The sequence below is a fragment of the Sinobaca sp. H24 genome, from assembly GCF_023845525.1.
The window spans coordinates 42879-55158 of the sequence record NZ_JALBWT010000036.1 but is presented as its reverse complement, the minus strand read 5'-3'; the positions used below and the strand labels follow the sequence as shown (position 1 = coordinate 55158).

Below are 12280 nucleotides of genomic sequence, written 5' to 3'. Positions count from 1 at the left end.
CTCTATATTTGTACCATTAAAGATGAAGAAGGCCGAATTAAAAAAACGAACTGCTCTCAGGTTCCAGCCTGCATTCTCGTTATTTTTCCACATGGTATTTCCTTCTGAAATACGTAACACCTATCGCGATTGCTGCAGCGATGCTTAATGTACTTGGAGTTCTATAATAGAAAGAAGCGGACCTGCTTTATCAGCGGGCCCGCTTTTTTTATTTAGCGGCCAGTCGTTTGGAGAGAAAGCGTTCCATTCGGCTCACTGCTGTTTTAAGAGAATCCATGGAAGTGGCATATGAACAACGGATATAGCCTTCTCCACCCTCTCCGAACACGCTGCCGGGGGACAACGGCTACTTGTTCTTCTTTTAAAAGGAGCTCTGCAAATGTTTCTGAATCAAGCCCTGTATTCTGAATAGAAGGAAACAGGTAAAAAGCGCCTCCCGGCACATGACAGTCCAGGCCGATCTCTTTAAATGCTTCGATCATATAATTGCGGCGCTGACGGTAGCTGATAACCATCCGCTTTACGTCATCTTTTCCATCACGGAGCGCTCAAGCGCACCAAACTGCGCTAACGTCGAAGCACACATCATCGTGTACTGATGGATCTTCAGCATCGCTGCTGAAATATCCTCTGGTGCACATACGTATCCTACTCTCCACCCCGTCATAGCAAACGCTTTGGAAAATCCGGAAATCAGGATGGTCCTGTCTTTCATTCCTTCAATTTTCGGGAAGCTGCAGTGCTTTGTGTCGTAGCTGAGCTCTGCGTAGATCTTCGGAAATAACCATTAAGTCATGCTCTTTAATAACAGTGGAAAGCTCCAGCAGTTCCTTTTCTTCTAAAATGGTTCCCGTCGGGTTGTTTGGAAAACAAACAATTACGGCCTTTGTTTTCGGCGTAATTGCTTCTTTCAGTTCGGAAGGAGTCAGTTTTAAATCCATTTTCTTTTTTCGTCTGTACAGAAACAGGCACACCCCCCGCAAGGGAAACAATCGGAGCATAAGAAACAAAGCTAGGTTCTACGATTATTACTTCTTCTCCGGGATTTACAATCGCTCTTACAGCGATATCGATCGCTTCGCTTGCTCCTACGGTGACCACAATTTCCGACTCCGGGTCATACGGGGTTTCAAAGCGTTCCTGAAGATACCGGGAAATCTCTTTTCTAAGATCAAGCATTCCGGCGTTAGCTGTATAGGCAGTATAGCCGCGTTCCATAGAAAGAATGCTTGCCTCTCTTACATTCCATGGCGTGACAAAATCAGGTTCGCCCACCCCTAACGATATAACATCTTCCATAGTAGAGGCCATGTCAAAGAAGCGCCGGATGCCCGAAGGCTTGATGTGCTGGACGTTCTGGGACAGCCGCTGCTTCCGGCCAGTAGTCGATTCCATTATGGAGACACCACGATTCTTTTATCATCTTCTCGCTTGTCTCCAAACACGACCCCGTCATGCTTGTATGTTTTAAGCTGAAAGTGAGTGGTGGTGGAAATAACCGAATCAAGCGCAGACAATTTTTCTGATACAAACCTGGCAATCTCTGTCATTCTGCCTGCCTCTATAGTCACCGATAGATCATAAGCGCCTGACATTAAGTACAGTGCTTTCACTTCCGGGAAGCGATGAATACGCTCTGCCACTTCATCAAAGCCTACGCCTCTCTGCGGTGTTACTTTTACATCGATCATCGCCGTTACCCCTTCGTAGCGGCGGACTTTACTCCAGTCAATAACCGTCGAGTAGTTCAGAATGATATTCTCATTTTCCAGCTTTGAATCACCTGTTCTACTTCATCTATTGTCAGTGCTGTCATCTTCGCAATTGTTTCTATATCCAATCTTGCATTTCCTTCAAGTAAATGAAGAATTTCCAACTCTTTATGATCCATGTTCCACACTCCTCCCTGGACTGCTGTAGCTTTATATAGTCTTATATTTATCGTCTATCATATCATATTTGCCGGATATCCATCAGTGAAAAAAGATTAAACTTTCACCTATTTGGGGAATATAAGGATATCTCTAAAAAAAGAAAGGTGCTGAGCTAATGGGTAACGACACACCACACATTCACAAGAAATCCAACACAGCTTGTTAATTATAGATATGATAAATGATCTTGAATTTCCCGGGGAGAAGACCTGCTTCCTTATGCATCAAAGGCAGCCGACCGTATTAACGACCTGAAGAAAAGAGCGAATGATCTGGACATTCCTGTTATCTACGTAAATGACAACTATGGGAGATGGCAGAGCGATTTTAGGGAAATTTATGAATCGTGTGCTGATGAGAGCAAACGGGGAAGCGACGTAACGAAAAAAATGAAGCCGCTGGATGAGGATTATTTTGTATTGAAACCTCAATTTTCCGCCTTCTACGCTACTCCGCTTGAACTCCTTTTAAATCATCTCGAAACAAAAACACTTATTATGACCGGTGTATCTGGAGATAAATGCATTCACTTTTCAGCTAATGATGCTTATATGCGCTCCTACAATTTATACATTCCGTCTGACTGCATGGCATCAGATGAAGAAGAAAACAATAAGCTGACGCTTGAATTAATGGAAAATGTAAACGGAGCTGATACGACTCCATCCCATGAACTTTCTCTCGAAGAAATAAGTCGTAGTTAAAACGATAAGCTATCAAAAAAAGAGACTTTTTCGCCATTGCTGCGAAAAAAGTCTTTTTTATTAAAATACTTGTTCGAGTTCTTTTTTATCCTGGTCCAGCCAGAATCTCATCCATTTCTTAGCGCCTTCCAGATCATGAAGCTTTGCCTGGCCGCACTGAAGTTCTGTCGCTGCCGGTACTTCTTCGATAGGAAGAGCCGCGTGCATCGTCTTTTCCAGAATATCAATTAACTCAGAAACTTTAGGCTCACCATTCATAATAAGGTAAAAGCCGGTTTGACACCCCATTGGAGAGAGGTCAATCACTTCAAAGTGATCATAGTCTTCTGCAAAATCGCGGATATTCAACGCAAGCAGGTGTTCCAGCGTATGGATAACCGGCGGCTGCAGGTTGTCCTTGTTCGGCTGGCAGAAACGTATATCGAATTTATTTACGACACCATCTGTTCCTACCTTTTGAAATCCTGCCTGGCGGACGTACGGTGCTTTTACTTTAGTATGATCTAATTCAAACTTTCTACTCTTGCCACAATAACACTCCTCTTCTATCTGTTCTTACCCATCATCATACAATGAATAAAGTTAGATGACAAACATACCGGCATTCAAAAGCCGAAGCGGAAAACCGCCTCGGCTGTCTGTCTGTTACTCTGTTGTTTCTCCGCCGTCCATCTCTTCAATTTCTCCTTCAAGCTTTTCTAAAATAGCTCCTGCATCATCCCCGCTGTTTTCTGCAAAAAATTCACGCTGCGGTACAGCAAGCTCGCGGAAAGCATCGCGCTGTTCTTCTGTTAATTCTGTTATTTCCGTCGGCGTATCTGTGTTTTCTTCAATGTCTGTTAATAATTCTTCGTTCAGGCGTTCCTGAAGCGCATAGCTTTCATCGCGCATTTCATCAACCGTTTCATCAATCATACCTTGAATATCTTCAGGCAGTTCGTTGTAAAAATCAGGGTTTACTGTCGTCATTGCTACGTACGTATTATGGTTGGAAATCGTCATGTAGTCCTGTACTTCGTGATAAGAGGAATCCTGGATAAAGAAGATAGGATTCTCCTGTCCATCTACCGTTCCCTGCTGCATAGCGCCATAAAAGATCTCCTGCACTCATAACCGTTGGGTCGGCACCGTAAGCTTCATACGAACGCTGGTTTAATGGTGAATCCTGTGTTCTCATACGGAATCCTTCAAAATCTTCAGGCTCTGTTAATTCTCTATTTCCGGTCCACTGGGTCGCTCCCTCTGTCCAGAAGCTTAGTGGAAGAATACCATTTTCTTCATACAATGCAGCCAGATCTTCATTTAATGCTTCACTCTCATTTAACAGATCATGGGTTACTTCCTGATCATCCGGAAGCAGAAATTGAAGCGAGAAGATCTGTCCTTCCTCTACCATGGTTCCTGTAAAACCTGGTGAAACAATCGCAAATTCCACGGCTCCGTTCTGAAGCTGTTCGACCTGATCGACTTCACTTCCCAGTCCGCCAAATTCAAATACATCCATATTAATGCGACCGTCAGATTTTTCGTTCAAACGTTCCGCAAACTCCATGGCATATTCGACTGGACCTGTCCTTCATTTTCTTCTGTTACAAAACGCCAATCATATGTTTCTTCGCCATCGCCGCCGGCTTCTTCTTCACCGCCGCCTCCACATGCTGATAATACGAGTGCTGATACCATTGCTGAACCTGCCAGCCATCCATACTTACTTTTTCTCATTATGTGTTGTCCCCCTTAAGTATAGTAAATATCTATATTCACTCCCGCTTACAGCAGGAAAAGTGAAAGTGGTTCAAAAATAATGACAATAATTCCAATAAGCATCATCATGACGATAAACGGGGGTGTTCCCCGAATCGTATCCATGTAAGACCGGTTGAACACGGCGCTTGCCGTAAATATATCAACACCAAATGGCGGAGTTGCTGAGCCAAGTGCTGCCTGGAACGTTATAACAATGCCGAGATGGATAGGATCGACACCTGCCTGCATAGCAGCCGGGTAAAAAATCGGCGTCAATATAAGAATAACGACGATTGGATCTACAAACATACATCCGATAAAAAAGAAGATGGATACAATTAACAGGACATATATAGGTCCTGGATTTCCTGAAAGAAATGTTTCGGTAATCAGCTGCGGGATTCTTGCAAACTGGATCGCCCAGGCAAATGCCTGACCCCCGGCTACCAGAATAAAGACGGCCGATGTAACCAGACCGGTAGATAACGCTACTTTTGGTATTTCCATTATTTTGATGGAGCGATAGATCACTACTTCAAGCAAAAGGGCATATAGCACAGAGACAGCGGCAGCCTCCGTCGGCGTGAAAAAGCCTGTGTATATTCCGCCAATAATAATAACTGGAAAAGCAAGGGTAAAATTGCTCTGTATGTAACAACGCCGCGTTCCTTCCAGCCTATTTTGTCTGCTAACGGAATATTGTTAATTTTCGCATGAATATAACCGTAAAGCGCAAAACAGAATAAAACCAGAATGCCGGGACCAATACCTGCAATAAATAAGTCGCCTACCGAAGTACCGGAAATTAAAGCATAGATGATCATTGCAATACTCGGCGGAATGATCAGGGCCACATCGCTTGCATTAATAATAAAAGCGATCGCCGTTGAATCTTTATATCCTATTTTTAACAGCCTTTCCCTCATAGGCTTTCCGATAGCAACAACGGTAGCCTGAGTGGAGCCCGAAATGGAACCGAATACGGCACAGGCGGCAGCTGTTGTAATGGCATATCCCCCGCGCAGATGACCAACAAATGCACCGATAAAATCTAAAAGCCGGTTTGATGTCCGACCCTTTGACATGATGTCAGCTGCAAAAATAAACAGCGGTACGGCAAGCAGTGCGTAGTTTGAAATACCTTCAAGCATCTGCTGGATCATAAAAAATGGTTCTACGTTTGGAAAGAAGAATATGACTACTACCAGCGGAGCAAGGATAAGTGGAATCATCATTGGAAAGCCCAGCATTAGAAACACAAGCATTATTCCAACAAGTGTTAGGATCATTGTCGTTACCTCGCTATCTGCATGAATTATAGGTTCGTGGGATTTTCCATTTCACTGTCTGAATCATAGTCTTTTCGTTCAGCTGCCAGGTAAACATCTTTATTTCTGACATTTACCCAGAAATTTCTAAGAAATTGAATTCCGCCAAGAGTAAATCCAAGCGGGGCCCATATAAGCATCCAGTAGTAAGGAAAGCGCAGGGCTGAGGTCGTCCTGCTGAGTTGTAGACAGACATTACATATTCATATGAATAAAAAGCTAAAACAAATAAAATAATGGCAGTAACAAATGGAATAATCAGAGCAAGTGCTTTTCTCGGCTTGTAGGGAACATTATCAAAACACCGCTGACATGCTGATATGGCGGCCCTGCCTGGCAACATAACTTATCCCCATAAAGGTGGCCATATAAAGAGCAAGCTGACTGATTTCTTCAGTAAAGGCCCAGCTTCCCATGTTCAGGTTACGGCTGACTGTATTTCCCGCCACCATAACGGTAATAGTAATAATGGATAATGCCAGGATAAGCTCTTCCACTCTTTTCAGACCGATATCCAGCCACTTAAGTATTTTCATTTGTTATCAACATCCATTCTCTAGAGGTGTATTGATTAATAGTTCCCTGATACTTTAGGCATACTTATAATAGTATAAGAACCACTCCTTCTGTTCAAATACAATCAAAGGGTTTGAAAGCCCGTAAAGAAGGATAAACAGCTGTATGGTGTTAATATCATTGGCATTTCTTTCCTTATCTTCTTTTCACCCGCTTACTTTGTAAACAGTTTATGAAATTAAGGCATTTATTCTGTGATAGCGTGCCTGTCTGTGATAGGGTGAAAAGGTAGGCACGCGCAGGGATATAAATATTTTGCGCAAATAATATTTATATTTATTTGTAGACGAATTAATCATGCTGTGATTGTTTCTATCCTATAATAAGTTAGTTAAATGATCACACGGCTTGTCATATTATGTACTAAAGTTTCCTAATCCCTTTGTGTTTTTCGCATTTATAAAGGTTTTTGTAATATACCAATTTTCCGAAAAATATAAAAGTGTTAGTTCTTTAAACCTAATGTAAGACATCTTTTACAATTTCTATTATATATTAGAAAAGTATAAGCAGCCTGAATCATTCCAAGCTTCTCTGCGTGCTGCCGTTGAAAACAGATGGTACCGCTCAACGACAGAAACTGAATGGAAAGGAAGATCATATTATATGGAAATTATAAACAACTTTCCATTGTGGGTAGCTTTGTTTTCTATCCTTTTTGCCCAGGGTATTAAAATCCCCCTGGCGTTTATTGCATCAAAAAAATGGGATATGACATTGATTACGAGTACAGGAGGAATGCCAAGTTCACACTCTGCGGCAGTTACTTCCGTTTGTACGGCTATCGGCCTTGAGCAGGGATTTGACTCTTCTATGTTTGCTGTATGCACCATTTTTGGTGTAATCGTGATGTTTGATGCCACCGGCGTTCGTCGTCATGCCGGCTATCATGCGACGATGATTAATCAACTGGTTGTAGATTTTAACAAATTTGTAACGGAAGCACGTACGTGGCAGAAAAAAGAAGAAACAGAAAAACGTGAAGAATTAAAAGAACTGCTCGGCCATCAGCCGGTAGAAGTATTTTTCGGTGCGCTTCTCGGTGTTCTTATTGCTTACTTTGCAAACATGTACTTTATCGGATCCTAAGAAAGGCAGGTGCACATGATGACCAGAATCGTTTCCTTATGTCCCAGCAGCACGGAGATCGCGGCCTATCTCGGCCTGACCCCGTACCTTGTCGGCGTTGATTCCTACTCTGACTGGCCTGAAGAAGTAAAAGAGCTTCCCGACCTTGGACCAGATCTCTCCATTGATATGGATGAGGTTATAAAACTTAAGCCGGATGTGGTACTTGCTTCCCATAGTGTACCTGGTATGGAAAAGAATACAGAGGAGATGGATAAGAGAGGCATTTCTTATGTATTAACCTCTCCCAATACGCTGGAGGATGTTCTCGAAGACTTGATAATTATTGGAGAAGCTACGGGAACCGCTCAAAAAGCAGAAGAGCTCATCAATGCCTGCCGCCGGATAATGGATACCTACCGAGAGCTGGCTTTAGGATGCGACCCGTCCAGACTTTACTGGGAATGGTGGCCCAAGCCTCCATTTACTCCGGGCGGAGGTAATTGGCTCACTGAAATAAGCGCATTGGCAGGGGCTGAAAATATTTTTGCTGATAAAGAAGAAGCCAGTGTTAAAACGACTTGGGAAGAAATTCAGCAACGGGATCCAGAGCGTATCTGCCTTGCCTGGGTAGGGGTTCCCTTCGATAAGGTAAAACCGGAATTGTTGAAAAAGAGAGAAGGATGGCAGTCTATGAAAGCTATGACAGCCGGCAGTATTCATGTTCTGCCCGAGCCCCTTTACTGCCGCCCCTCTCCACGTCTTTTTACCGGGCTGGCTGAACTGGCCTATCTTCTCCACCCTGACGTTTTCCCAGAACCACTGACTTCGGATGTATTACTTTACCCATAATATAATCGCTTCATACAAAAAGCCGCTCCCCGAAGGAGCGGCTTTTTATGTGGATTCAAAACATCTGATATCCTCTGACTCTCAGCATACGAATCGCTATCCCGGCAACAATGGCACCGATAAAGCCGCTCGCTAAAATAAGATAATCTACAAATTGAAGAGAGAGCAGCTGTCCGCCCAGCTGAGAAAAAGAAGCTGCCGGCGCGGAGAAGTAGCTCCAAAACCCCAAGCTATCTACTATCCATACTACAATGAGCGGATAGACTACAGCCATCACCCACGTAGACCGTAAAATCATGTTCAGCAGAAAACCAATGCCAAAAAACAGCAGTAAAAACAGCATCATTGAAATAATCAGCTGCGGGAGGCTTCCAATCCCTGTCATTTCCCATACCCCCTGTATTGATCACGCTTACACAGGCGGAGAAAAACCGGAAATACCGCTTCATCAGTATTTCCAGCTGTTCTGTCCTGAATATTTTTAAAATGGATTTTTTCCTTTTTTGAGTACAAGAGCTGGTCCACCCAGAATCCATAAATAACGATTATCAATCATTTTTTTCATAAAGTTGGCGGAACTGCCAAACACTTTACGTTTTCCGATTACACCAATTGCTTCTTTACCGCCAAGGGAGGCTACTGTACCTTTTATTTCCGGCTTGAATTCCTCAAGCGGTTTATGATTAATTAATGCATTCAGGTTGTTAGCGACTGTAACTGCCTGCTGCATAGCAATCTGTGCAGTCGGTGGATAAGGACGCTCCGTTTCTTCATTAATCATAAGCGAACAGTCTCCGATAATAAATACGTTCTCATGCCCTGGTGCACGCAGATCTTTATCCACCTTTACACGGCCGCGCATATTTTCAAATCCGGATTTTTCGATAACCGGATTTCCACGGACACCTGTAGCCCATACGACTGTAGATGCCTTAACATCTTCACCGTTTTTGAGAACAAGTCCGTCAGCTGTTACTGCAGAAATAGGCGTATTGATTTTAAATTCCACGCCCCGGTTTTCAAGAAGGTTCATTGCATATTCTACGAGCTCCGGATCAAAACCGGGAAGTGCTGTCGGTGCAGCCTCTACAACGTACATTTTAATTTTGTTCATCGGGATATCATATTTTTTACTAAGTTCCGGGATGCGTTCGCTTAATTCACCAATAAATTCCATACCGGTAAATCCGGCTCCGGCTACAGCAAACGCTAAATCTGCTTCTTTAGGCGCCGTATCATTATTGTATTTGGAAAACATGAACTCGATATGATCTTTGATCTGGCGGGCCCCATTGAGTGTCCACTTGCTGTATGCGTGTTCAAAAACGCCCTCTACGCCAAACGTTTCCGGCACAGCACCCAGACCTGTAACAATATAGTCGTAGTCGGCGCTTCCTGTGTTTTTAAGTACTACTTTGTTTTCTGATGGCTTAATTTCTACTACTTCATCCTGGATAAATTTAATTTTTGTCATATCTAGAACGTCTTTGATATTCATCCGTGTACGATCTGGATGAAGCGTTCCTGCTGCCGGCTCATGGAGCCATGTAGTCTGATAATGATAGTCATGTTTGCTTATCAATGTGACGTTAGCCTGATTGCGGTCAATCTTCTTAAAGATTTTTGCTGCCGTAACCATTCCAGCGTATCCTGCACCTAAAATAAGAATATTTGGCTTTTCTGCCATGGTGTGTCACTCCCTAGAGAATATAATTTATTTTTATAAGTTCGTTTGTGATTTATTTCACGTTCAGATACGCAGAAGTAATCGTGTTGTTCATAAAATTAGACTTTATCAAAAGGAAAGCATGAAAAAGTCGCAAAATATTCACAAATCTCAATACTAATGATATTGGTTTTAACCGCATATTTCAACCTTTTTTTCCGGCTTTTCTCTTTTTATTACAGCGCTTTCCATACGTTCATTCTAAATAATATGCAGGACTTTTAAAAAAGAGCTTGATATGCGTATAATAGAAGTAGTTTTCTCAGCATAATATGGAGGTAGATAAAGTGGCACTTGAGCAGGATGTATATGATATAACTATTATCGGCGGAGGGCCGACCGGTCTTTTCACAGCATTCTACGGGGGAATGCGTCAGTCAAAAGTAAAAATTATTGAAAGCATGCCCCAGCTTGGAGGACAGCTTTCGGCTCTTTACCCCGAGAAATATATATATGATGTAGCAGGATTCCCAAAAATCCGTGCACAGTGAACTCGTTGACAACTTAATTGAGCAGATGACGCCATTTGGTCCAAAGGTTGTATTAGAACAATCAGTCGAAAATGTCATTAAAGTAAATGACGATATCATCGAGCTGCATACGGATAAAGAAATCCATTATACAAAAACGATTATTATTACTGCCGGCGTTGGTGCATTTCAGCCCCGCAGGCTGCAGGTGGACGGAGCCGACCCTTATGAAAAAGGAAACCTGCATTACTTTATTAACGACCTGCAGACGTTCGCAGATGAAAAAGTAATGATCCTAGGCGGCGGCGATTCCGCGGTGGATTGGGCTAACATGCTTGATCCCATCTCAGAAGTAAAGCTTGTTCACCGTGCGAAATTTCGTGCACATGAACACAGCGTTGAGCAGCTTGAACAATCTGATGTAGAAGTGATGACGCCATACCAGGTAACTGCTATTCACGGAGACGGAAAGAAAATCCAGCAGGTAGAACTTCAGGAAGTAAAAGGAGAAGAAAAACTACTTGTTGATGTAGACTCTCTTATCGTTAACTATGGTTTTGTTTCCTCTCTTGGTCCTATTAAAGAATGGGGACTTGATATTGAAAAAAACACCATCCGGGTAAACAGCCGGATGGAAACGAACATCCCCGGTATATATGCTGCGGGGGACGTTGCTACGTATGACGGTAAAGTGAAACTTATCGCTACCGGCTTCGGAGAAGCACCGACCGCTGTGAACAATGCGAAAGCATATCTTGATCCCGACGCCAAGCTTCAGCCGGGACACAGCTCCCATATGTTTTAAATAACAGCATAAATCAAGCCCTCCGGTTTTATTATCCGGAGGGCTTTCTTATATTTATATCAACTGATCTGCAAAAACCTCCAGCCGCTCTATCCATTCACTTTTCGCAGCTTCATCCCTGCTGTATGGACTGTTTGCTTCTACCTTGATATTAATTTCCAGGCTGTTCTCTTCTCCTGCTGCAAGACCTCTGAATAATTTCTGACCCCAGTCATAATATTCATTTTTCATTTCCGGGCCTTTGTAATACATCTCTTTATATAAATGATCCGGCAGTACTTTTCTACTGAAGGTATAGGTGCCTACCAGCGGCAGGGCCTTTTTTTCGCAAGCAATGGTATACTTGTTTAATGCTCGGGTGCTTGATTCAAATTCCAGGACTTCCAGAACATCCTCTCTGCTCTCCCAGCGTTCCACGAGAATACTTCCACTTTTAAGACGCGGTTTAATAAACTGGCTGCACCCATTAATATAATAATTTAACTTTTGTTTTTCTTCCTCTTCTTTTGCGTGGCATTCCGCAAGTTCCATTTTTAAATTCTCTATAATCTGATTGATTTCCATAGACTGTTCACTCCCTCTGTATGCTTAAACAGTAGGCTATAAGGTAATAAAAGTCAATAAATTCTGACATCTTCAACAAAAGAAAAACTTCCTCCGTTGTTAACGAAGAAAGTTCTCATTCATTTATTAACAATCTTCCGGCGTACCGGCTTTCGTAGCTGTGCGGAATGATGATCCGCACCCGCAGGAAGCGATCGCATTCGGATTGTCGATAGTAAAGCCGCCGCCCATCATGTTTTGTTTGTAGTCGATAACGACTCCATCCAATATTGGGGCGCTTTCTTTATCTACAAGAACATCCAGTCCGCTGATTTGAAGCACATCGTCTTCTTCTTCTTTAACGGAATCAAATCCCATTCCATATGAAAGGCCGCTGCATCCGCCGCCTTTAACACCTACGCGAAGCATAAGGCTGGTATCTTCTTCTTCCTGCATCATCTCTTTCACACGAGCTGCAGCTGGTTCTGTAATATTAAGCATATGAAGTCCTCCTTTAAGGAATAGTTG

12 protein-coding genes and 4 pseudogenes are annotated in these 12280 nt (G+C 42.9%); 4 read left to right on the top strand and 12 right to left on the bottom strand.

The window, feature by feature from the left end:
* Positions 1-208: 208 nt before the first annotated feature.
* Both MMY81_RS27545 and MMY81_RS27540 read right to left on the bottom strand, forming a co-directional pair.
* Positions 209-1299 (bottom strand): annotated as a pseudogene (locus MMY81_RS27545) (aminotransferase).
* Between the two features lie 95 nt (positions 1300-1394).
* Positions 1395-1891: pseudogene (locus MMY81_RS27540) on the bottom strand (Lrp/AsnC family transcriptional regulator).
* A gap of 234 nt (positions 1892-2125) precedes the next feature.
* On the opposite strand from MMY81_RS27540, the gene MMY81_RS27535 reads away from it, so the two are divergent.
* Positions 2126-2638 (top strand): cysteine hydrolase family protein, encoded by a 513-nt coding sequence (locus tag MMY81_RS27535; RefSeq protein WP_308215508.1) that lies wholly within the window; start codon positions 2126-2128, stop codon positions 2636-2638.
* A gap of 60 nt (positions 2639-2698) precedes the next feature.
* Here the strand turns inward: MMY81_RS27535 and MMY81_RS27530 are convergent, their stop codons facing one another.
* The 6 genes and pseudogenes from MMY81_RS27530 to MMY81_RS34625 form a co-directional block, all read right to left on the bottom strand.
* A complete protein-coding gene (locus tag MMY81_RS27530) occupies positions 2699-3187 on the bottom strand; it encodes an S-ribosylhomocysteine lyase (protein ID WP_252315307.1) in 489 nt (162 codons plus the stop codon).
* Between the two features lie 96 nt (positions 3188-3283).
* Positions 3284-3721, bottom strand: coding sequence for a TRAP transporter substrate-binding protein DctP (gene dctP, locus MMY81_RS34640; protein WP_308215507.1), 438 nt, complete (start codon positions 3719-3721; stop codon positions 3284-3286).
* Positions 3621-4172 (bottom strand): TRAP transporter substrate-binding protein DctP, encoded by a 552-nt coding sequence (dctP, locus tag MMY81_RS34635; RefSeq protein ID WP_308215506.1) that lies wholly within the window; start codon positions 4170-4172, stop codon positions 3621-3623. The genes dctP (MMY81_RS34640) and dctP (MMY81_RS34635) overlap by 101 nt, the downstream gene beginning before the upstream one ends.
* Positions 4169-4360: a hypothetical protein gene (locus tag MMY81_RS34630; RefSeq protein ID WP_308215505.1), complete on the bottom strand. Its 192-nt coding sequence runs from the start codon at positions 4358-4360 to the stop codon at positions 4169-4171. Before MMY81_RS34630 ends, dctP (MMY81_RS34635) begins: the two co-directional genes overlap by 4 nt.
* Positions 4361-4408: 48 nt before the next feature.
* Positions 4409-5616: pseudogene (locus MMY81_RS27520) on the bottom strand (TRAP transporter large permease).
* A 392-nt stretch (positions 5617-6008) separates the two neighbouring features.
* On the bottom strand, positions 6009-6248 hold the full coding sequence (locus tag MMY81_RS34625) for a TRAP transporter small permease (protein ID WP_308215504.1): 240 nt from the start codon (positions 6246-6248) through the stop codon (positions 6009-6011).
* Between the two features lie 646 nt (positions 6249-6894).
* On the opposite strand from MMY81_RS34625, the gene MMY81_RS27510 reads away from it, so the two are divergent.
* Together MMY81_RS27510 and MMY81_RS27505 are read left to right on the top strand one after the other, a co-directional pair.
* The gene (locus tag MMY81_RS27510; protein WP_252315304.1) at positions 6895-7377 is read left to right on the top strand and encodes a divergent PAP2 family protein; all 483 of its coding nucleotides are present in this window, start codon (positions 6895-6897) and stop codon (positions 7375-7377) included.
* Positions 7378-7395: 18 nt separating this feature from the next.
* Positions 7396-8208, top strand: coding sequence for a cobalamin-binding protein (locus tag MMY81_RS27505; protein ID WP_483882505.1), 813 nt, complete (start codon positions 7396-7398; stop codon positions 8206-8208).
* Between the two features lie 55 nt (positions 8209-8263).
* Here MMY81_RS27505 and MMY81_RS27500 read toward each other — a convergent pair whose 3' ends face one another.
* Together MMY81_RS27500 and MMY81_RS27495 are read right to left on the bottom strand one after the other, a co-directional pair.
* Positions 8264-8593, bottom strand: a complete 330-nt coding sequence (locus tag MMY81_RS27500; protein WP_252315302.1) for a YuiB family protein — start codon at positions 8591-8593, stop codon at positions 8264-8266.
* 96 nt (positions 8594-8689) lie between these two features.
* Complete coding sequence (locus MMY81_RS27495; protein WP_252315301.1) at positions 8690-9895, bottom strand: NAD(P)/FAD-dependent oxidoreductase; 1206 nt, start codon at positions 9893-9895, stop codon at positions 8690-8692.
* Positions 9896-10221: 326 nt separating this feature from the next.
* Here MMY81_RS27495 and MMY81_RS27490 point away from each other — a divergent pair.
* Positions 10222-11209: pseudogene (locus MMY81_RS27490) on the top strand (NAD(P)/FAD-dependent oxidoreductase).
* A gap of 54 nt (positions 11210-11263) precedes the next feature.
* Here the strand turns inward: MMY81_RS27490 and MMY81_RS27485 are convergent.
* Positions 11264-11773, bottom strand: coding sequence for a hypothetical protein (locus MMY81_RS27485; protein ID WP_252315300.1), 510 nt, complete (start codon positions 11771-11773; stop codon positions 11264-11266).
* 126 nt (positions 11774-11899) lie between these two features.
* Positions 11900-12253, bottom strand: coding sequence for a HesB/IscA family protein (locus tag MMY81_RS27480; RefSeq protein ID WP_252315299.1), 354 nt, complete (start codon positions 12251-12253; stop codon positions 11900-11902).
* Between the last annotated feature and the right edge of the window lie 27 nt (positions 12254-12280).